At 44.8% G+C, this 21,382-nt stretch carries 15 protein-coding genes and 1 pseudogene; 8 read left to right on the top strand and 8 right to left on the bottom strand.

Annotated features, from left to right (window positions below; genetic code table 11):
* Positions 1-198 precede the first annotated feature (198 nt).
* From gyrB to JMY01_RS12925, 3 genes are all read left to right on the top strand, one after another.
* A complete protein-coding gene (gyrB, locus tag JMY01_RS12935; RefSeq protein WP_201576489.1) occupies positions 199-2,826 on the top strand; it encodes a DNA topoisomerase (ATP-hydrolyzing) subunit B in 2,628 nt (875 codons plus the stop codon).
* 117 nt (positions 2,827-2,943) lie between these two features.
* Entirely contained in the window at positions 2,944-4,425 is a 1,482-nt protein-coding gene (locus JMY01_RS12930) for a DUF6880 family protein (RefSeq protein ID WP_201576488.1), read from the top strand.
* Between the two features lie 85 nt (positions 4,426-4,510).
* Positions 4,511-5,128: a manganese efflux pump gene (locus JMY01_RS12925; protein ID WP_201576487.1), complete on the top strand. Its 618-nt coding sequence runs from the start codon at positions 4,511-4,513 to the stop codon at positions 5,126-5,128.
* A gap of 107 nt (positions 5,129-5,235) precedes the next feature.
* Here the strand turns inward: JMY01_RS12925 and rlmF are convergent, their stop codons facing one another.
* Both rlmF and JMY01_RS12915 read right to left on the bottom strand, forming a co-directional pair.
* On the bottom strand, positions 5,236-6,294 hold the full coding sequence (rlmF, locus tag JMY01_RS12920) for a 23S rRNA (adenine(1618)-N(6))-methyltransferase RlmF (protein ID WP_201577684.1): 1,059 nt from the start codon (positions 6,292-6,294) through the stop codon (positions 5,236-5,238).
* A 29-nt stretch (positions 6,295-6,323) separates the two neighbouring features.
* Positions 6,324-7,067, bottom strand: a complete 744-nt coding sequence (locus JMY01_RS12915) for a LysE family translocator (RefSeq protein WP_201576485.1) — start codon at positions 7,065-7,067, stop codon at positions 6,324-6,326.
* A gap of 191 nt (positions 7,068-7,258) precedes the next feature.
* Here JMY01_RS12915 and JMY01_RS12910 point away from each other — a divergent pair, with 191 nt between their 5' ends.
* The 4 genes from JMY01_RS12910 (at position 7,259) to JMY01_RS12895 (ending at position 13,715) form a co-directional block, all read left to right on the top strand.
* A complete protein-coding gene (locus tag JMY01_RS12910) occupies positions 7,259-8,062 on the top strand; it encodes a crotonase/enoyl-CoA hydratase family protein (RefSeq protein WP_201576473.1) in 804 nt (267 codons plus the stop codon).
* A 103-nt stretch (positions 8,063-8,165) separates the two neighbouring features.
* Positions 8,166-9,113, top strand: coding sequence for an AEC family transporter (locus tag JMY01_RS12905; protein ID WP_201576470.1), 948 nt, complete (start codon positions 8,166-8,168; stop codon positions 9,111-9,113).
* Between the two features lie 502 nt (positions 9,114-9,615).
* Positions 9,616-12,285, top strand: a complete 2,670-nt coding sequence (locus tag JMY01_RS12900) for a cation-translocating P-type ATPase (protein WP_201576468.1) — start codon at positions 9,616-9,618, stop codon at positions 12,283-12,285.
* A 275-nt stretch (positions 12,286-12,560) separates the two neighbouring features.
* A complete protein-coding gene (locus JMY01_RS12895; protein ID WP_201576466.1) occupies positions 12,561-13,715 on the top strand; it encodes a MalY/PatB family protein in 1,155 nt (384 codons plus the stop codon).
* Positions 13,716-13,745: 30 nt separating this feature from the next.
* Here the strand turns inward: JMY01_RS12895 and JMY01_RS12890 are convergent, their stop codons facing one another.
* The 5 genes and pseudogenes from JMY01_RS12890 to JMY01_RS14475 all read right to left on the bottom strand — a co-directional run.
* On the bottom strand, positions 13,746-15,314 hold the full coding sequence (locus JMY01_RS12890; protein WP_201576464.1) for an FGGY-family carbohydrate kinase: 1,569 nt from the start codon (positions 15,312-15,314) through the stop codon (positions 13,746-13,748).
* Between the two features lie 165 nt (positions 15,315-15,479).
* Positions 15,480-17,159 (bottom strand): glycerol-3-phosphate dehydrogenase/oxidase, encoded by a 1,680-nt coding sequence (locus JMY01_RS12885; RefSeq protein WP_201576461.1) that lies wholly within the window; start codon positions 17,157-17,159, stop codon positions 15,480-15,482.
* Between the two features lie 95 nt (positions 17,160-17,254).
* Entirely contained in the window at positions 17,255-19,003 is a 1,749-nt protein-coding gene (locus JMY01_RS12880) for an FAD-binding oxidoreductase (protein ID WP_201576459.1), read from the bottom strand.
* A gap of 140 nt (positions 19,004-19,143) precedes the next feature.
* The gene (locus JMY01_RS14480; RefSeq protein ID WP_374220379.1) at positions 19,144-19,671 is read right to left on the bottom strand and encodes a hypothetical protein; all 528 of its coding nucleotides are present in this window, start codon (positions 19,669-19,671) and stop codon (positions 19,144-19,146) included.
* Between the two features lie 6 nt (positions 19,672-19,677).
* A pseudogene (locus tag JMY01_RS14475) lies at positions 19,678-19,731 on the bottom strand (hypothetical protein); the annotation flags it as partial.
* Between the two features lie 134 nt (positions 19,732-19,865).
* Between JMY01_RS14475 and JMY01_RS12860 the strand changes: the two are divergent.
* Complete coding sequence (locus tag JMY01_RS12860; RefSeq protein ID WP_201576457.1) at positions 19,866-20,567, top strand: IS1 family transposase; 702 nt, start codon at positions 19,866-19,868, stop codon at positions 20,565-20,567.
* A 14-nt stretch (positions 20,568-20,581) separates the two neighbouring features.
* Here the strand turns inward: JMY01_RS12860 and JMY01_RS12855 are convergent, their stop codons facing one another.
* On the bottom strand, positions 20,582-21,217 hold the full coding sequence (locus JMY01_RS12855; protein WP_201576454.1) for a hypothetical protein: 636 nt from the start codon (positions 21,215-21,217) through the stop codon (positions 20,582-20,584).
* Positions 21,218-21,382: the final 165 nt, after the last annotated feature.

Below are 21,382 nucleotides of genomic sequence, written 5' to 3'. Positions count from 1 at the left end.
AATATCAAAAACTGATCCGCTGATTTTAAGTATTACTTAAGTCTATATAATCTCTCACGAAGTGTTGGCTAACGCTAGGTTAGCAAAGCATATACGCTGAAGGTTTCAACTTTCAAAGTTAGATCTAAGATAACGTCATTTCATCATAGTGATGAGCTAATGATAAACGGCTGATTACGGCTAGATTAAGGAATGCACATGAGTGATTCATTACCTAACGACCACGAGCAACTGATGTCTGACAGCGTTGTCGAAACGGTTGTCGAAACGACTGCACCAGCTTTGACTCCAGAAGGATTACCTTCTGATTATAGCTCCAAAGATATTCGTGTCTTGCGTGGACTCGAAGCAGTGCGCGTGCGTCCTGGGATGTATATCGGTGATACTGATGATGGTACAGGCCTGCATCATATGGTCTTTGAGGTAGTGGACAACTCTATCGATGAGGCACTGGCTGGCCACTGCGACCAGATTGACATCATTATCCATGAAGATGAATCGGTCAGTGTCATGGATAATGGCCGCGGCGTACCTGTCGATATCCATCCAGAAGAGGGTGTATCTGCTGCGCAAGTCATCATGACTGTACTGCATGCTGGCGGTAAGTTTGATGATAATAGCTATAAAGTTTCAGGCGGTCTCCATGGCGTCGGCGTCTCAGTGGTCAACGCTTTATCTAAAAAGCTTGAGATGAATATCTGGCGTGAAGGCTATCATTATCATCAGACTTACACTGATGGTGTTCCTGATGCCGATATTCAGCAGATGGAAGCAACGGATAAAACAGGCACGCAAATTCGTTTTTACCCAAGCAATGATGTTTTTACAGGCACTATCTTTGAGTATGATATTTTAGCTAAGCGCTTACGTGAGCTGTCTTTTTTAAACTCAGGTGTGCGCATTGTTTTAACTGATGAGCGTATTGATAAGCGTCATGAGTTTGAACACAAAGGTGGTCTGTCAGAATTTGTCAGCTATATCAATGCGGGTAAAGACGGCATCAATGAAGTGTTTCATTTTGTCAGTGAGCAAGATGATGGCATCGCTGTTGAAGTCGCACTACAGTGGACAGATACGTATAACGAAAAAGTATTGTGCTTTACCAACAATATCCCACAACGTGATGGTGGTACGCATTTATCTGGCTTTCGCTCAGCATTGACGCGTGGTCTAAATAGCTATATGGATCGTGAGAACTTATTCAAAAAAGAAAAAGTGGTTGCGACCGGTGATGATGCACGTGAAGGCTTGACCGCAATTGTATCGGTTAAAGTACCTGACCCTAAGTTCTCCAGTCAAACCAAAGACAAGTTGGTATCAAGCGAAGTGAAATCTGCTGTTGAATCAGCAATGCACGATAAGTTTAATGATTATCTGTTAGAAAACCCAACTGCTGGTAAGGCAATTGCTAATAAGATTATCGATGCAGCTCGTGCGCGTGATGCAGCTCGTAAGGCACGTGAGATGACGCGTCGTAAGACGACTTTGGATATCGCTGGTCTGCCAGGTAAGTTGGCAGATTGCCAAGAAAAAGATCCAGCATTATCAGAACTCTACATAGTGGAGGGTGACTCTGCAGGTGGTTCAGCTAAGCAGGGTCGTAGCCGTAAGACCCAAGCGATTTTGCCACTGAAAGGTAAAATTCTAAACGTCGAACGTGCACGTTTTGACAAGATGCTATCGTCTGCTGAGGTAGGTAACTTGATTACCGCGCTTGGTTGCGGTATTGGTCCTGATGAATATAACCCTGATAAAGTACGCTATCATAAAATTATCATCATGACCGATGCGGACGTTGATGGGTCACATATTCGTACGCTACTGTTGACCTTTTTCTTCCGTCAAACTCCTGAGCTGATCGAGCGTGGCTATATTTATATCGCACAGCCACCGCTTTATAAAGTCAAAAAAGGTCGCCAAGAGCTCTATCTAAAAGATGATGAAGCACTTAAAGCCTATCTATTATCGTCGACAATTGATAATACTAAGCTACATATCAGTGCCGATGCCCCTGCTATTACGGGTCAGGCGCTTGAGACGCTACTAAATGACTATAACCAAACGCAGCTGATCAAGGCACGTTTGCAGATTCGTTTCCCAGCAGTGATTTTGGATGCATTAACGCATACACCGAAGCTTAGCACTGATATGACTTATGACAAGTCTGCTATGGAGGCATGGAAAGAGGCCATGCAAACTCAGTTGGATCACTTCGGTAGTGATTTGAGTCCTGAGATTGAACTGGTTAACATTCATGCACCGCAACCAAAAAACATGGATGCTGCTGCTGCTGACTTATTGGGTATGAAGCCAGTAGTAGAAGCTGAAGAAGGCGAAGGGTTTGATAGTGACACTTTATCCACTAAAGCACAGTGGCTACCGCGCATAACCGTTTATGTGCATCAATTGGCACATCATTACTTGCTTGATTCTAGCTTTATCAATTCAGGCGAATATAGCAAGCTGCTACGCTTATCTGCTGAATGGAATACCTTGCTTGAAGATGACGCGTTTATTCGTCGTGAAGCAAGTGCGGGCACGACGAAAGATATCCCGATACGTGATTTCGACTATCTCTGGCAACAGATGATGCTAGATGCGCGTCGTGGTCTGGCAATCCAGCGCTATAAAGGGCTAGGGGAGATGAACGCCGATCAGCTTTGGGATACGACGATGGATCCTGAAAACCGTCGTATGCTACGTGTCACTATCGAAGATGCTATCGCTGCTGATCATATGTTTACCTGTCTGATGGGTGATCATGTCGAGCCGCGCCGTATCTTTATTGAAGAAAACGCGTTAACGGTTTCTAATTTAGATATTTAACTTCTAATATTTAGTTTAAAGGTTGCGTTTTAATCTGTTATCAGTGAATATTTAAAGTCATCTTGTCAGCAAGGTGGCTTTTTTTGTTTCATGTGAAACATAACAGGGAGAGTAACGATGTTAGACACCACACAAAAAAGAAGTCTGTCGCAACTGCCAAAGGCCACTTTGGTTGATTTTGTGTCTGACGTGTATGGAGTGGATAAGTTGCTAGACAAAAAGATTGAACGCCTGCTACTACAGTCAGACAAACCTAAACTTATCAAAAAACTCACTTCGAACTTAAAAGGGCTTAGAAGGCGGCGTAAGTTTCTGGATTACTGGGAATACAGCGATTTTGTGACTGAGCTACATTATTTGGCTGATGATGTGATGAGTCTCTACCCTGAGCGACCAAAAGCATGCTTGGATTTGCTTGAGCTGTTTATTGACTCAACCGACTCTAGTTTAGAACGTGTTGATGACTCATATGGTGAGATTGGCGATCTATATCGAAGCCTCACATCATCTTGGCTGAAGGTTGCTGCTACTTGTTATCAGCAAGAAAAGCAGATATTGCCGGTCGATGAACAAGATATATTAAGCCACGCTTGGTTAGAGAAAGTAAAAGCAATGGCTGATGATAATGACTATGGCACCAAAGATAACTTACTAGCAGGTATTGGTCAGTTGTTTTCAGAGCCTGAAATACGTGGGTTGATAAGTGACTATCAACAAGAATATGAGGCAATACTTATAAAGGAAGCAGATCATAAAGAAGCGACTAAGGGCTTTAAGAAACGGGATTATGAAGTAGATTATACCATCAGTCAGGAAAAAAGTAGGATCGAGAGTGCGCTTGAAGAGGTAGCAAAAGCATTAGGCGATGTGGAATTGTTTGAGGTTATTTATCGTGAAATTCATCCTAAACGTCCGCTTCATCCACGCTACTTAGTTGATTTGATAGAGTTTTTGATGGACGCTGAAGCCTATGATTTAGCTTTAGGCCACTTGACGGATGAGTGGCAAAGCGACGACTTACAATACAAGCTTAAGCGCTTGGAATTATTGAATCAAATATATGAACAACAAAACGATATTGAAGCACAATTAAAAGTATTAGGAGAGGCGTTTGAGCTACAACCTTCTGTGAGGCGTCTAAAAGCTGTTATGGCTATTGCTACTCCTGCTCAGCAAGCTTACTGGCGCAAAAAATCTTATGAGTTAGCAGCTCAACAAGACGAGGTAGTGACGGCAATATCGCTTTTGTTAGCGCTTGGCGAGGTTGATTTTGCTAATAAAATAGCCGTTAAACGTCATACTGAATTTACCGATTTGCATTATATAACACTGACCCAGCTGTTAAAGGAGTTGCCAGCCGAGACAGATTTACTCCAAGTGATTATTTATCGCAGTCTATTAGATGATATTTTAGATAATGCTCGCACCAAAGCCTATGGTCACGCTGCGCGATATTATAAAAAGCTATTTCAGTTAGATTTTTTAGTCAGTAAAATGAATAGAGATTACAATGACCTTATTACGCCTCAAGCCTATACCAGAGCACTGATACAAAAGCATGGTAAAAAATACAGCTTTTGGGAGAGGGTTGAAAATTAATATTTAATTATAAATCAGAATAAAGGTTTCACGTGAAACAAACCACCATAAATACTCACCATATCAAATATAAAGTAGAGAACCAATGATTGAAGTGGTTTTACTCGCTATCGCTTTAGCCATGGACGCGTTCGCAGTTGCGATTGGACTGGGCGCTAAGTCGCAAAAACAGAGTAAGCAATATTTATGGCGTTTAGCGGTCTATGCTGCGCTATATTTTGGTATTGCGCAGGGTGTGATGCCACTCATTGGCTATTTATTAGGAGCGGCACTCTTAGGTTGGTTGGCTGCTGCTGCGCCTTGGATAGGAGGTATTATACTTATCGGTCTTGGTGGTAAAATGCTTTATGATGTTTTTACTGGCGATGAAGAAGATGCGGTAGACAGTGCGCTTCACCTAAAAGCCGACGCTAATAATGCAGTTGCGGCTATTAATAATGATCATCAAACTATCAATCATCGCACCATGTTCACGCTAGCGATTGCGACCAGTATTGATGCCATGGCGGCAGGCTTTACCCTTAATTTATTGGCGCTTAATGCGTGGTTAGCCTGTTTGATTATTGCGCTAGTAACTGCTGGGTTTGGGTTGTTCGGTGTTTATTTAGGTTGGCGCTCAGGCACGTGGTTAGAAGATAAGGCGGAAGCGTTGGGAGGCTTAGTGCTTATCGCAATTGGGCTGAAGGTTATGTTTTTCGCCTAAAAAACTACTTTGTCTCATCTTGTTTCTCAATAAAAAGCACCGTTCTGGACTCCAGAGCGGTACTTTTTTTGGTTTCACGTGAAACTTTTTATTTATATGACCAACGATTATTCTTCGTCAGTGTTAAAACGCCATGCTAATACGCGGGTGTTTTTCTGCCCTTGGCTCATCTCAATGATGCGCATTTGAGCAACATCGAGTTGCTTTAATAATAGCTGCAACGGTTTAACGTTTTCAGACTTGGAGACGAGGGTGGTAAACCAGCCAACGTGCTCGGCGAAGTCTTGGCTTTCTTTTGCCATCTTGGTCAGAAAGGCAATCTCACCGCCTTTACTCCAAAGCTCTTTATGTTGACCGCCGAAGTTTAGGTTTTGCGCGGCATTACCAGTCTTGGTTGAGTGTCGGCTTATTTGCTCGTTTTCATTCTTACCGCGATGTCTTTGTAGATTGTGCTGCTTGCGGGTATTGGCTTGCATCGCTTCCTCTAATGAAGCATGGAATGGAGGATTGCAAACGACCACATCAAAGTAGTCTTGACGACCAATAATGCCTGCAAAAAATTTCTTAGGATTAGATTGTAGTTTTACTTTAACCGCGCCTTTTAGCTTCGGATTTGCTTCACAGATAAGGGCTGCAGTATTGACCGAAATAGGGTCGATGTCACTCGCGGTAAAGCGCCAACCGTAGCTTTGACTACCAATAATTGGATAAATGGCACTGGCACCCGTACCAATATCGAGGGCGTGGATTTCTTTACCAGTAGGTGGTGTATTGTCGTCATTAATGTGCGTGGTTTGAGCCAATAAGTCAGCGATGTAATGAATATAATCGGCACGTCCCGGAATAGGTGGGCACAAATAGCCTTCAGGAATATCCCAAAACTTGACGCCGTAATAATGAGCCAATAGCGCCTGATTGAGTACACGTACGGCCTGATGGTCGGAGAAGTTAATCGTTGGCTCGCCATTAGGATTGGTAATCGTATGCTTGGCAAGCTCAGGTAAAGCGCGGGTCAGCACGGCAAAGTCATAGCGACCTTGATGTGGATTACGCGGGTGTAGCTTACCGAGTTTTTTCGCGGTCTCAGGTGAGCGGTTTCTGTGTTTATTAGTATTTGGTCTACTGGTCATAGTGTGGGGCTTTGATGTTTGAATATAACCAACCATTTTAGCAGATTTCGCGGGTAACAAATGCCTTATCGGCTACGTAAAATGAGGTTTAATCCTAATACTATCATCGCTGTACCCAATACGCGGTCGATCCAATGCTCAAAACGTTGAAAGCGTCGATGAATCGCAGGAATAGAGAGCAACATTACCACGGTACTAAACCATGCCATCTGCAACACCATCATCCATACGCCATAAATGGCCAGCTGCCACAGCGGTATGCCAGGTGATAGTACGAGGGTAAATATCGCTACGAAATAGACTGGCGCTTTTGGATTAAACACATTGCAAAAAAAGCCACGACGTAGAATGGCGAAAGTTGAGTCGGTATTGATAGAGGGTTGTTTCTGAGACAGGTTCTTAGACAAGCTTTTAGCAGAAAGTGGCGGTACTTGCTTGGCAAGCGTGGTCTGTGAAACAGCAATGCCTGCATTTTCTGAGTTTGCCGAACTTGTTGAGACTGCTAAATCTGACGGCTTTTTTGGTTTGGCTTGGATACCTTGCCAACCGAGATAAATAAGATAGCTACCGCCCAACCATTTAATAGCGGTCAATAGCGGCTGCGAATGGGCGATGACCGTCGCCAGTCCCAACACTGAATAGATAATATGTACGGCGAGACCTAAAGTAATACCGAAGCTACAAATCAGACCTGTGCGGCGACCTTTTGCTAAAGTTTGCTGTGAAACCAAGACAAAATCAGGGCCAGGCGAGGCGGCAGCGAGTAGGTGCACGCTGGTGATAAGCAAAAAACCGTGCCAAAATTCCATAAAGTGCTCTGAGTGATGTCTTAGTTTGGATAATGGTGGCACTTATCGCAAATCAGGTCAACTGATATTGATGTCAGCTATCAATGGCAACGCTAAAACGGTGCTTGCGTTGCAAGGGGCGTATGTCTATATTGAAAGAAAGTTAAATTAACTGCACCCTACACAGCTACAAACATAAAAAGGATAAAACCATGACTACGGACGGCAACAACAGCACAGACAATCGCATCACTTATGAAACGGACGGCTATATCTGCTTAATTGGACTAAATCGTGCGAACAAACGCAACGCCTTTGACAGTCATATGATCAAGCAACTATCCGAAGCGCTGACTCGCTATGAAAACGACGATGAATTACGCTGTGCACTCATCTTTGCCCATGGTGAACACTTCACCGCTGGTCTGGATCTGATGGAGCTGCAAGATAAGTGGGACAAAGGCGCGTTTGAATTTAACAATGACGAGATTGACCCGTGGGGCATAGGCGGTAAACTGCGTACTAAACCCGTGGTAGTAGCGATACAAGGCACCTGCTTTACCGCAGGCATTGAGCTGATGCTCAATAGTGATGTGGTCATCGCCAGTAGCAATTGCAACTTTGCCCAGATGGAGGTGCAGCGCGGTATCATGCCATTTGGCGGGGCGACGGTAAGGTTCGTCGCGGCTGCAGGCTGGCAAAAAGCCATGCCGTATCTACTTACAGGCAAGCCATTTGACGCGCAAACTGCGGATAGGCTGAATCTCGTCAGTGAAGTCGTGGCAAATGGTGAGGAATACGAGCGCGCGCTGACCATCGCCCAAGAGATTTGCCAAGCCGCACCGCTTGGCGTACAAGGGCTACTATCCTCAGCGCAAGATGCCAGTCGCAATGGTGCCGCTAGCGCAATCGCCAATATTCACAGCTACCTGCCTCCTTTGTTTCATTCAGAAGATGCCCGTGAGGGTGCGATGGCGATGGTTGAAAGGCGTGAGGCTGATTTTAAGGGGCGCTAAGCAAGGACGTTAGATTTTGAGTTTATATGCATTCTAAGACTGATTGATTATAATCGCTTGGCTGTATCATTGCTCACAATGCCTACAAGGGGCGATCACTACTATGTTAGACATCATCAACATCACTGCCCCTATTTTTATCGTCATCGCGCTTGGCTACTTATCTGTACGCCTCAAAGTCATTGATCCCAAGCATGCGAAAGGCATGGGTAGTCTGGTGATGAATATTGCGCTGCCCGCACTGATGTTTAACGCGATCGCTGGCACACCTTTTCGAGAGGTCATACTGCCGTACTATCTGCTTACCTACGCTTTGGGCTCGTTCATGGCTTTTATGGTTGGCATCATGCTGACCAAAGTCATTTGGCGGCAAGATAATGTCTCCGCCGCTCTCAATTCCACTGCGCTCTCGTTCTCTAATAGTGCCTTTATTGGCTTTGCTGTGATCTCCATGGTTATTGGATCTAGCAAGGCTGCCGCCTACTTATCGATGAACGTCCTCATCGAAAACCTGTTAATCCTGCCGATGCTATTTGTAATAGCCGAGATGAATCCTGCTTCAAATAAGTCGCTGGCAAGCGTGCTGCTAGGCATTGGCAAAAACTTCACTCGTAATCCGCTTATCATCGCTATCGTGGTCAGTGTGATATTCTCGATTTTTAGTATCCCTGTACCGCAAGTGGTCGCCGGAACCGCGCAGATGCTCACTGGCGCTGCGGCACCCGTTGCCTTGTTCGTTATCGGTATGAGCCTGTATGGGCTGGAGCTAAAGGGCGATTTGCCAAAAATTACCACCGTTGGCTTAGGTAAGCTGGTGCTGCATCCGCTGCTGGTGTTGCTTGCCATAATGCTCGTACCTGGCGGTATGGTGCAAGATAAATATGTCGCTGTGCTCTTTGCCTCAGCTCCAGTGTTCTCTACCATTGCTATCATCGGTCAGCACTATGGCTTGGTTGATCGCATGTCTGCTATCGTCATCGTCTCTACCGTGGGCTCGTTCTTTAGTATGAGCGCGGTACTTATTTATTGGCAGATGACGATTGGGTTTTAGGGGATGGTGATTGGGAGTTTTGAAGTATGATGGCGATTCTTAAACAGCAGTAGGGCTAGTTTTAGAGCGAGGTATATGTTTTTTTAAATGAATTTTGACATAAGTTTGTAATCAGTTATTTTATACCAAAAAAGAACACTTTCTTATTTGCTGAGCCAATAAACTCAAAATCTATATCTAGATTGTCTGTAATAAGCTTTTTCTAATATCTAAAACTAAGCCACATGCCTAGACTGGCAGATAATAGCAAATGGCAGGATCAGCTCCAAAAACCATTTCCTCCAAACTAAGCAAACCAAACTCCACAACCACCAAACACGGTGGTATTTTTTTGTCTACAAAAAGATATGGCTATAGTTTTGTTTTGAGCTTTTATATCCATCAGCCAACTCTCAATCCACTCCCTAAACTGACCGTTAACGAATATTACATTTTTGCTCTGATATCCTTAGTATCATAGTGGACTAGCCATCAACAGATAATAACAACGATAAGTGAGGCAATGATGTGGCACAACAAAACGACGCAGCAAGTCGAAGATGAATTGGGTGTCGACCCGTCCGCTGGGCTAAGCCCTCAGCAAGTAGCGGCGCGGTTAGAGAAGTATGGAAAAAACAAGATTGAGGGCACGAAAAAGAAAAGCCTTGTGGCGATGTTTTTTGCGCAAATGCAAGACGCCTTGATTTATGTGCTACTGGCGGCGACGGTGATTACTTTTATTATTGGCGAATATACCGACAGTATTATTATTTTATCCGTGGTGCTCGTCAACGCCATCATTGGCGTGGTGCAAGAGTACAAAGCCGAGCAGGCCATTGAAGCGCTACAAAAAATGGCTAATCCTAAAACCATGGTGCGACGCGAGGGCGCAAACCAAGAGATTGATTCGGAAGAATTAGTGCCGGGCGATGTGGTCATTATCGATGCTGGGCGCTTTATCCCTGCTGACTTACGTTTGATTGAATCATCGAATTTGCAAATTGAAGAATCTGCCCTGACAGGCGAGTCGGTGGCGGCGAACAAAGACGCAAGCGTGGTTATCGATAATGAGGACATCAATATCGGCGACCGTGCCAATATGGCGTTTCGCTCGACCACCGCCACTTATGGGCGCGGCGAAGGGGTAGTTATCGCCACTGGCATGCAAACCGAGATGGGCAAGATTGCCAGTATTTTGGACAGTGCCGACGACACCGAGACTCCATTGCAAAGGCGCTTGGATGAATTGGGTAAAGTGCTGGGTCTGATGGCGGTTGGGGTATCGGTTCTGATTTTGGTAATTAGTGTATTTCAGGGTCGAGATACCTTTGATATGTTTTTGATTGCCATTAGCTTGGCGGTGGCGGCGATACCAGAGGGTTTGGCAGCGATTGTGGCGATTGTATTGGCGCTGGGCGTGACACGGATGTCGAAGATTAACGCCATTATCAAAAAGCTACCAGCGGTAGAGACGCTAGGGTCGGTGAACATTATTTGCTCAGATAAAACGGGCACGCTGACGCAAAACCGCATGACGGTGGTAGAGCATTTTACTTTAATGGGTAATAAGACTATCCCTGAAAATATTATAAAATCTGAAGCTGATGTTGAATTAAGCGCCGATGAGCATTTGATGGCACGTAGTTTTTTACTCTGTAACGATGCCTCAATCGAAGGCGAGGAAGAAACGGGCGACCCGACTGAGATTGCGCTAGTGGCATATGCGCAAAAGATGGGTTTGATTAAATCAAAAGCGGAGGCGCAGTGCCCACGTATCGATGAGCAACCTTTTGACTCTGAGCGCAAATTGATGTCGACCTTAAACCAGATGGACACAGCTTATCGGGTGAATATCAAAGGGGCAATGGATCGAGTGCTGCCGCTGTGTACTCATGTCTTGGACAATGGCAAGGAGGTGGCGATTACGGAAGCGCATAAAGTGGCCTTTATTGAAGCATCAACAGCGATGGGGGAAAAGGCGCTGCGAGTGTTGGCCGCCGCTTATAAAAACGTTGATGAGGTCATTGACCCCAAAGAGATGGAGAAGAGTTTAGTCTTCGTCGGTATCGTCGGAATGATGGATCCGCCGCGAGAGGAGGTCAAGGACTCTATCGCTGAGGCGAAAAAGGCGGGTATTACCGCGGTTATGATTACTGGCGACCATCCTGATACGGCTTTTGCGATTGCTAAGCAATTGGATATGGCATCAGAGCGCGCACAGGCGATTTCAGGGTCTGAGATCAATCAGATGAGTGAAGAAGTCTTTAACAGAGAAGTGCTTAACTACCGCGTGTTTGCGCGCGTTAGCCCAGAGCACAAAGTACGCATCGTCAAAGCCTTGCAGTCACATGGCAATATCGTCTCTATGACCGGCGATGGGGTCAACGATGCACCAGCGCTAAAGGTTGCTGATATTGGGGTGGCGATGGGCATTACCGGCACCGATGTGTCCAAGAGTGCCAGCGACATGATTTTGGCCGATGACAACTTTACCACCATCGTGCATGCTATCGAAGAGGGACGCAATATTTATAAGAATATCAAGAAGTCGGTAATTTTCTTGTTATCTTGTAACCTTGGTGAGGTCATTACGATCTTGGTGGCGATTATATTTGCTTGGCCGCTGCCTTTATTAGCCACCCAGATTTTATGGATTAATTTAATTACCGACTCATTCCCTGCCATTGCGCTGGGCGTTGATACGCCTGATAAAGAGGTAATGAATGACAAACCACGTGACCCCACAGAGAGCTTCTTTGCTGGTGGCGCGGGATTTAGAGTGATGTTGGGCGGGGTATTGATTGGGGCATTGGCGTTGGTGGCGTTTTATATTGGGCTGAGCGAGGAGGGTTATCATTTAGGGCAGGATAATATTCCTGAAAGCGCGCTAGCTCATGCGCGCACCATGACCTTTTTGGTGCTGGCAGGCTCGCAGTTATTTTACTCGTTGGCGCTGCGCCATGAGTCCAAGTCTATTTTTCAATTGGGACTGTTCTCAAACCCCTATTTGATTGCAGCGGTGGTATTTGGTTTTGCTTTACAGATAATCATCATTAGTGTGCCCTTTTTAGCCGATGCCTTTAAGGTTCAGCCGCTAGAGATGCAAGATTGGCTCATTGTGCTGGGATTATCGCTTATACCATTTGTGCTCAAAGAGTTTTCTAAGCTATTTATTAGATATGAGAAGATATAGTTGAAATAAGATAAAAAAGTTTGCGTAGGCTGTGGCTTTAGCCCAGCATTTTACTTTTGCAAATTACTTTACAGAAATACTATTTAAAGAATTTCTCTTGCGAAACTAAAATTGCAGTGCAATTTTTTAACGTTTCTCAGGGCTAAAGCCGCAGCCTACAATAGTTCATACTAAGTAAAAATTTAGGTTAGATTTGGTACTTGCACAAGTTTTTCGTACTACTTTATTTTTAAACGATTATAGTTGATATTAACTAAACTTTAAGGAGCATGCCAATGCAATACAATTTTGATGAGATAATTGACAGACGTAATACAGGATCTATCAAATGGCATTATAGCGACGACACCATTCCGCTATGGGTGGCGGATATGGACTTTAAAGCGGCTGAGCCTATCTTAAACGCAGTTGAACAAGTTGCGCAGCATGGTATCTTAGGTTATACCAAACCTACTGAAGCTTTGTATGAGTCAATTATTAAATGGCATGGCAGTCGTTATGACTTGTCGCTCGATAAAGACAATATTTTATTCTCGCCCGGGGTCGTGCCTAGTCTGGCGCTGATGATGAAGGTATTTACCGAAGTAGGCGATGCGGTACTGGTCAATGACCCTATTTATACGCCATTTATGACCAAGGCCCAGCAAAATAATCGCACGCTGGTGACATCTGCATTAAAAGAAGTTGAGGGGAAATATCATCTGGATTTAAACGACATCGAAGCCAAAATTATCGAGCATAAAGTTAAGCTTTATCTGCTGTGCAATCCGCATAATCCTGGCGGGCGCGTATGGACAAGGGATGAGCTTGAGGCGCTACTTTTGCTTTGCAAAAAGCATGAGGTAGCGATTGTCAGTGATGAGATTCATCAAGATTTAACTTTGAGCGGTCATACGTTTACACCATTTTTAACGCTTGCAAAAGGCTATGAACACAAGGTGGTCAGCCTAACCTCGATGACCAAAACCTTTAACGTAGCGGGTATCAAAGGCTCGATGATCTTTGCTAAGGATGAGGTGTTACTTAAAAAAATTAGCCAGCAGCAGAATTTAAATGATGAGTATGAGCTGAATTTATTTGCATATACCGTGATGCAAAGCGCTTATGAAGAGGGCGATGAGTGGCTTGAGCAGGCGCTGGCTTATATTGAAAAAAACATCGAGTTGACGCTAGACTTTTTAGCAGGGCATTTGCCTGATATTAAGATTATGCGCCCAGAGGCGTCATATTTGATATGGCTAGATTGCTCAGCGTATGGTAAGGATGATCAGATGCTCTATGATAAGCTGAGAGAATCTAAAGTTGAGCTTAATGCGGGTATTAAATACGGTGCTGAGGGTCATTTGAAAATGCGCCTTAATGTGGCGTGTCCTGAGGCGCTATTGAGAGAAGGGTTGAATCGTATTTATTCGGCGTTGGGTGATAGTTAATAAACAAGCTATAAGACGTTAATATTAGCTTCACTTGGCAGGATACCCCGTAATATCTTGGATGCTTTGATATAAGGGCTTTAAGCGCTCGTACATTTTTAGATAGACCTCGTTATATAGGCGCTTGTAGAGCTGGACATTGGCGTCGATAGGCAAGAACTCATCGCCCAAATGAGTCATCGCTTGCGTCGCGGCTAAATGGTCGGGATAGACGCCGAGCCCCACCGCGCAGTTGATAGCAGCGCCTAAACCTGAAGCTTCATAAGTGTGTGGACGATAGGCGGGCATACCAAAGATATCGGCAGTGAGCTGCATGGCTGAATCACTTTGTGAGCCACCACCAGAGACGCGCAGGTGTTTGATGGATTTGCCTGTGCGCTTCTCGATAGTATCAAAGCCCAGTTTGAGCTCATAAGCCAGCCCTTCCAAGATAGCGCGGTAGACGTGTGCCCGCGTATGTACATCGCCAAAACCAATGAGCGCACCTTTGCCCTCAAGCCCAGGATGACGGACGCCGGGTGACCAATATGGCTGCATCATCAGTCCCATACAGCCTGCTGGGATGTCCTTGACTGCTTGATCAAGGAGCTTTTCGGTATCGATCCCCTGCGTCTTTGCTAGCTGAGCTTCATATTGGGCGAATTGCTCTTTGAACCAGCTGACCATCCAAAAGCCGCGATAAATCATGTACTCATGATTGTAGTAGTTTGGCGCAGCAGCAGTGTAGGCGGGCATGTGCTTGAGGATCTCGACATAATTACTCGACGTAGTGTTAATAGTCGCAGTAGTGCCAAAGCTTAAGCAGGCAGTGTCGGCAGCGAGACCTGCCGAACCCAATGCTTCGCAAGCTTTATCGCTAGCGGCTGCAATCATTGGTGTACCTTCTAAAATTCCAGTAGCTTTGGCGGCTTTGGTACTGATATGCCCGAGCGTTTGCCCTGGTGGCACGATCTTGGGCATCTGCTCTGGTCGGCAGCTGAATAAGCGCCACTTGATATTGTTGGGTCTCATCCAAGTTTGCGCTTTATAGTCATAAGGCAGATAGCCTAGAGCGTGACCATTGGAATCGGCTAATTCGCCTGTGAGCTGATAGGTCAGGTAAGCTGATAGGTTGACGTAATGGGCAGTCTTTGCCCACATCTCTGGCTCGTGATGGGCAAGCCAGTTACAGCGCGCTTTTTGCTGTGCTTCTTGTACCAGCTCGCCCATGCCAATGACTTTGGTCAGGGGATTCAGGAAACCAATATCGTTGGTTTCGCCGCGGCGTAAATCCATCCATACAATAGCAGGGCGTAGAGGCCGTTTATCCTTATCCAGACAGATCATGGTATAGCGCTGGGTGGCGAGACTGACGCCTGCGATTTGCTCAGGTTTAATATCGAAGCTTTGCCACAATTGCTGACAAGCCTCGCTTAGCTTTTGCCAATAATAGTCGGCATGCTGCTCAGCAAAATTAGGCTCAGTAGAAAAATAAGGCTCGATAGGAACGCGCGCTTTAGCAATCTCAGTGCCAAACTGATCAAAGATAAGCGCTCTGACGCTTTGGGTACCATTATCAATGGCTAAGAAATAAATAGGTGTATCAAAGGTAGTGGTCATAGTCGTCCTTAACTATGTAAAAATAGATAGATAGCTCAAAATAAAAATACACTATGATTATCGCTTGCTACTGGTGTAAGTTTTCCGCAGCCTTTGTCTGCGTAGGCACAACAAGCAAGGAAAAATTATACCAGTAGCAATTACTATTAATATAATAGAAAAGCGCTAAGCCGCAGGCAAATGGTAGTAGCGCTGCCACAAGTCCCGATAGCGAGCAACTTCTTGTTGCCATTCCTGCTCATTCCAGCCGAGCTCTTGCTGACATATTTGCTTTAGTCTTGTGCTGATAAGCGGCGTCATTGCGCCATGCGGTAGGATTAAACCCAAGCGTGTCCGTCGCAGTAATAAATCATCTAAATGAATAACCTGCTCATGGCGCGCGGCAAAACGAATCTCTGCCCAAATGGTATTGCTGTCGGTGACATAAGCCAAATCTTCGTCATGCGCTAGCTCTAGGAGAGTATCAAGCTGTAGGCCATAAAACCCTTGTAAGCGTTGTTGTAGATCTTTTGGTAAAGTAGAAAATTTAGGATTGGTTGGTGTGGTATCGCTAAAGACGTGATCGCCATTTATGGTTTGATTTTGAATGACAGATTTATCGAGCGCGAGCACTTCTTGACACTTTTCAAGGACATCTAAAGCAATAAGGCGAAAGGTTGTTAGCTTGCCGCCGCTGACGGTCACCAGATTATTATCGAGCCACACGCTGTGGTCGCGCTTTTCTTTACTAGGGCTCACGCGCTTACCGTCACCGCCGTCAGATATCAGCGGACGCACGCCTGCCCACGTACTGATGACATCTTCTCGATTAAGGTCGGCATCACTAAAAAGATCGTTAGTCGCAGTTAATAAATAATCGACCTCTTCGTTAGTAATACCAACTTCACTATCGTCCAAAGGCGGATGATCCAAGTCGGTAGTACCAAGGACGGTACGATTTTCCCACGGGAAGACAAATACCGCTCTTTTATCGACAGGATGCAAAAAGGTATAGGCTTGCTTAATTGGCAAACGCTCTTTGCTTACGACCAAGTGGCTACCGCGTGACGGACGGATTTGCTTATGAAAGCTTTGCTCAGTTTGCTTACTGGCCTGCATACGTAAGGTATCCGCCCAAGCGCCTGTGGCACTGACCACCACTTTGGCGTAAACATCGTAACTTTGAGCATTACTATGAGCATTGTCTTCAGAAGAGGTATCTTTGAGTGTTGCGCCTACCACCAATCCTTGCTCATTGGTAATCAACGATTCTGCTTTTAGGTAGTTAATCGCCTGCGCGCCGTCGTTAATTGCCTCATCAAGTACGCGCATCACCAGCCGCGAGTCGTCGGTCACCGCATCGCTAAATTGACTGGCTCCCAAAAACTTATCTTGCTTGATATGCGGATTTAGGCTTAAAAAAGCCTCTCTTTTAAAGTAGGTAAAATAACGCTTACCCGCAAGCCTATCGTAAACTCGTAGCAAGGTATTGAATATCCATGGCGGTGGAAACTTGCCTTTATAATGCGGCATAACATAGTGCATCTCATTCACAAGGCCACTTGCTTCACTGAGCATACGTTCACGCTCACGAACGCTAAGCAAGGTGGTCTTATAATCACCCGAGGCAATATAGCGCAATCCGCCATGTACCATTTTACTAGAGCGGCTGGACGTGCCCCAAGCAAAGTCTTTTTGCTCAATTAATAATACTGCCAAGCCGCGCCGTGCCGCTTCGCGCGCAATCCCAGCACCCGTAATGCCGCCACCAATAATCAGCATATCCCAAGGTTTCACTTGAGACGAGCGATGAGATAAAGGCGCTAGTGCTTGCTGACGTTGCTGATGTTGCTTAGTAGGGTTCATAAACGGTCTATCTCACATGACATTTAAAAGAATCAATGACATAAAATGCGTAAGTTAATTAATGGCGCTAAGGCCACTTTTTAATCCTCAATCTTTTAATCTTCGATTAAAACGCCCGGATTCATACGCTGTTCAGGGTCTAGGCTTTTGAGCATATCATGAGTCACTTGAATGCCGAGCTTCCCTTTTTCAGCAGCTAGATAAGGCGCATGATCACGGCCAACGCCATGCTGATGCGATATCGTGGCTGTACCATTGGCCAAACTTAAACTGGCCGCCTGTTTGATTTTTTGCCAGCGTTTTAAGGTTGTGGCGTGGTCTTTAGCTGCTCTAAAGAAGTAGGTCGTATAAAGACTAGCACCTTGCTTATAGACGTGCGAGATATGGGTAAAGGCCATAACGTTTTCGCCTTCATCTGACAAGGCGTTTCTCACCGCTTCTTGCATCTGCTGCATTTGCTCGTCGATGTTGTTCCAATTGGTTGCCGTCTCAAAGGTATCGACCATGATGCCTTTGTCCCATAAGGTGCCACGCAAGTAAGGGAATTTAAAGCGTCCATGCGCCCACACGCTACCCATAATATCGGTGATTTTACCAGTGACACTACCATGCTGCTTCAACAGCTTATTAAACTGCGTTAGCGCCAATTTATTCTGCGCCTTATCGCCTGATACGCCGTAAGTGAGCATAACCTTATCTGAGCTCAGCCCGCGCGCTTTTAGATAAGTGCTAATGGCTAAAAACTGGCTCGGTGACGTGCCTAAATGTAGATGCGCATCAGTTTCGACAGCATTACTTAAACGTAGCATGGACAAGCGAACATTTTTTTGCACGGCTTGTCTAAGTACTTCTTTACCAGCTTCCCAATTGGGTAGGAAAGCCACTTTAAATAGTTCTTCCTCAGGCTGCGGCTGTACGCGCATTTTGACTTCGGTAAAAATACCAGCACGACCTTCGGTACCCATCAACATCTCGCGCAAATCAGGCCCTGCTGATGACGCCGGAATATCAGCGATATTAAGTACACCCTGCGGGGTGACCAACGTACCGCCCGCAAACATCTGCTCGATACGCCCGTAGCCCAATGACTGCTGACCACTAGAGCGCGCGGCAATCCAACCGCCAAGCGTCGATAGCTCCCAAGACTGGGGGTAATGTCCCAAGCGGTAGCCGTGTGCGTCTAGTTGTGCTTCAACTGCTGGCCCTTGTGTGCCTGCGCCAAAGGTAGCAATTTGGCTCTCACTGTCTAAGTCAATCAGCTGATCCATCTTGCTCATGGCGATGGTCAATACGGGGCGTGAACCTTTTTGCGGATTGATATGACCCGCGACTGAGGTGCCGCCACCGAAAGGAATGACGATCAGGTCATATTCGCTCGCTAGCCTTAATAAGGATTCGACATCAGCGGTCGATTCAGGAAAAGCGACCCCATCAGGAAAGACTTCAAAGTCGCCACCATGCATGGCTATCCAGTCTGGAAAACTTTGCCCACGGGCGTGTCTAAGTCTCACTTCGTTATCGACAGATACGGTATCAAGCTCAGTCATAGCAACAGGCAAGCGGGATTTGGGGACGGTTTTAAGTACTTGCTGTAAGCTCACTGATGATAGTTTTTTGGTTTTACCAATGTGCGATTTGATCAGTTTTGCCCCATGTGCTGAGACTTTTTTATTAATATTGATATTGCCCCAGCCATTCCAGCGCGTTTGCTCGATTGGGGTATTTACCGTATGACCCTTTGAGGCAGCATCTATATTGGTATTTTGGTTATCAGAATTTACTGAAATAGCTTTAGACGGGTCAGATTTAGGGCGTTTTCGGATAAGGGCTTTGATTTTGCTCATAGGGACATACCTGTCAATTTATTATGATTATAGAAAAATGCAATGCTAATCGTTTGAGCATATCATAATATAAACCACTGTTTTTTATATACTTGCGACTGGTGAGTGATAGAAATAGCTAGTCTAAACTGCTAGCGTGACTACTCACTATAATCGTCTGAATTTGCCAAATATGCTTGCTTAGTAGCGTCTTTGGCAGCTATTCGTTTACAGTGTTCAGTACTATCGCAGGGGAACTTGAACTTATTGTCATAAAACCAACCTTTTTCTACAAATGTATCACCTTGCCAAACGCCATTTTTAGCGCGTTTATCGTTATCAAATGCAGCTCGTGGTGCGGTTAAATGGCCGAATCCCCATGCTTTACCATCTTGAAATGATCCTGCATAACGAATGCCGTTAGCTCTGACATTAATACCTTCGCCAGATAGCTTATCTTGGCTAAAGTTGCCCTCCGCCCAGCCGCCATCGCTATAGGTTATCTTACCCTGACCACTGAGCTGACCATAAGCGAACTGACCTTCATAAAGTAGCTCGTTATCAGAATATAGTTTACCTTGACCATGAAGTTGACCTTCTAAGTGCTGTCCTTCATAGCGTCTATCGTCTGACCAAGTAATTTCTCCATTACCGTCTCTAAGATCGTTTTTCCATTCTCCTTTATAAATAGTACCATCCGACTGGACTATTTCACCGTATCCAGATCTTTGGTTGTTTTTCCATTGACCTTCATAGCGCGTACCATTACCTTCAGTGTAGACACCATAGCCATGTTGTTTATTATTTTTGGTGGTGTATCAAAAAGTATGCTGAGGAGATAAAAGGAGGGTGACAGTCAAAGCAAGATGATATATTTGAGGTTATGAAGACACAAATAGATATCAGTTGCCCCGACTGTCACAGTCCCAGTCTAAAGAAAAATGGCAAAAAAAGCTATGGCAAGCAGAATTATCAATGTAAGAACTGCAAACGTCAATTCATTGGTGACCATGCCTTAACTTATCATGGCTGTCACTCTAAAGTGGAAGAGCTTATACGGCTCATGACAGTTAGAGGCTGCGGTGTTAGAGATATTGCTATTATAGCCTCAGTTAGTATTGGTAAAGTGCTTAGTACTATAGGCTCATCTGTTTATAAGATTACGCCTAAGAAGCGCTACTATGAACGCTTAGAGGTTGATGAGTTCTGGACTTACGTGTATCGCAAAAAGCGTAAAGTTTGGCTTATTTATGCTTATGATCGCGCTACTAATGAGATTGTCGCTTATGTCTGGGGCAAACGTGACTTAAAAACGGCTAAGAAGTTAAGAGCTCGTCTCAAGCAGCTTAAAGTCAGCTATGACTCGATTAGCATGGATAACTGGGACAGTTTTATAACCGCCTTTAAATTTGACCACAAACGAGTTGGTAAACCTCATACGGTAGGCATTGAAGGTAATAACTGTCGTCTTAGACACCGACTGCGTCGGGCGGTTAGAAAAACCTGTTGTTTCTCTAAGAAGCTCGATAATCACTTCAAAGTGTTTGATCTGGTGTTCTTTTACATCAATTATGGTTACGTCTGATGCCGGCATACTTTTTAGAACACCACCTTATTTTTATATTCGCCTTCGTAGACATCTCCTGCCCACTGGCTATATTCTCCCCAACTATAAACCCCTTTACCCTGTTTCTTGCCGTTTAGAAACTCGCCTTCGTAACGGTCACTATAGGATTCATTACCTGCGCCCCAAGTAAAAACCGCTTTGGTAGGTTTTCCCTTAGGGGTAAAAACGCCATCATAAATATTACCATCGGTATAATGGAAGATACCACGACCCATCACATCACTGTCTTTTAATTCGCCTTCGTAATAATCAAAGTCACAATTGGTTATTATTTCCCAATCGATACGACCTTTGCCATTTAGTTTGCCTTCTACATAATTACCTTGATAGCTGCTGGTGTGCTCATTGCCATTATACCATTTGGCAATTCCTTCACCTTGTGCATAGCCTGATGAGCAATTACCACTCCAAGTAACACGGTTACCGAAGCTTAATGGGGGATGATAAACTTTGCAGCCTTGCGCTGTTTTAGCGTAGCTTTTTTTATTGCTAGTGCTTTGTGAATAAGCAGCCTCTAAACTAGTATTAGCTATGACAGTGGTATTAGTGATGCTTAATAGCAAAAAGATGGTTAATGGTCGCGTAGTCTTATAAATATTTGAGGCCATAAGGTATGATCTTCTAGAGTTAAAATTATTATGTCGTCTTTTTGAGAACAACAAGCGCCGATCAAAACAAAGAAATAAAAAATTATATCATTATCGACTAATTTCGAGAAATATTATTTCGAACTCTCTTTTACTATTTAATAGCCATCAATGCGCCTAAACTTG

The sequence above is a fragment of the Psychrobacter sp. H8-1 genome (assembly GCF_904846575.1).
Lineage (GTDB): Bacteria > Pseudomonadota > Gammaproteobacteria > Pseudomonadales > Moraxellaceae > Psychrobacter > Psychrobacter fulvigenes.
This window is presented reverse-complemented; position numbering and strand designations above follow the sequence as displayed.

What these genes read in the sequence shown, in the direction of transcription:
- JMY01_RS12880 (WP_201576459.1), bottom strand. Translation starts at nt 19,003, where the DNA reads ATGAGCAAAATCAAAGCCCTTATCCGAAAACGCCCTAAATCTGACCCG.
- rlmF (WP_201577684.1), bottom strand. Translation starts at nt 6,294, where the DNA reads ATGGTTGGTTATATTCAAACATCAAAGCCCCACACTATGACCAGTAGA.
- JMY01_RS12900 (WP_201576468.1), top strand. Translation starts at nt 9,616, where the DNA reads ATGATGTGGCACAACAAAACGACGCAGCAAGTCGAAGATGAATTGGGT.
- JMY01_RS12910 (WP_201576473.1), top strand. Translation starts at nt 7,259, where the DNA reads ATGACTACGGACGGCAACAACAGCACAGACAATCGCATCACTTATGAA.
- JMY01_RS12915 (WP_201576485.1), bottom strand. Translation starts at nt 7,067, where the DNA reads ATGGAATTTTGGCACGGTTTTTTGCTTATCACCAGCGTGCACCTACTC.
- JMY01_RS12905 (WP_201576470.1), top strand. Translation starts at nt 8,166, where the DNA reads ATGTTAGACATCATCAACATCACTGCCCCTATTTTTATCGTCATCGCG.
- JMY01_RS12925 (WP_201576487.1), top strand. Translation starts at nt 4,511, where the DNA reads ATGATTGAAGTGGTTTTACTCGCTATCGCTTTAGCCATGGACGCGTTC.
- JMY01_RS12860 (WP_201576457.1), top strand. Translation starts at nt 19,866, where the DNA reads ATGAAGACACAAATAGATATCAGTTGCCCCGACTGTCACAGTCCCAGT.
- JMY01_RS12855 (WP_201576454.1), bottom strand. Translation starts at nt 21,217, where the DNA reads ATGGCCTCAAATATTTATAAGACTACGCGACCATTAACCATCTTTTTG.
- gyrB (WP_201576489.1), top strand. Translation starts at nt 199, where the DNA reads ATGAGTGATTCATTACCTAACGACCACGAGCAACTGATGTCTGACAGC.
- JMY01_RS12895 (WP_201576466.1), top strand. Translation starts at nt 12,561, where the DNA reads ATGCAATACAATTTTGATGAGATAATTGACAGACGTAATACAGGATCT.
- JMY01_RS12890 (WP_201576464.1), bottom strand. Translation starts at nt 15,314, where the DNA reads ATGACCACTACCTTTGATACACCTATTTATTTCTTAGCCATTGATAAT.
- JMY01_RS12885 (WP_201576461.1), bottom strand. Translation starts at nt 17,159, where the DNA reads ATGAACCCTACTAAGCAACATCAGCAACGTCAGCAAGCACTAGCGCCT.
- JMY01_RS12930 (WP_201576488.1), top strand. Translation starts at nt 2,944, where the DNA reads ATGTTAGACACCACACAAAAAAGAAGTCTGTCGCAACTGCCAAAGGCC.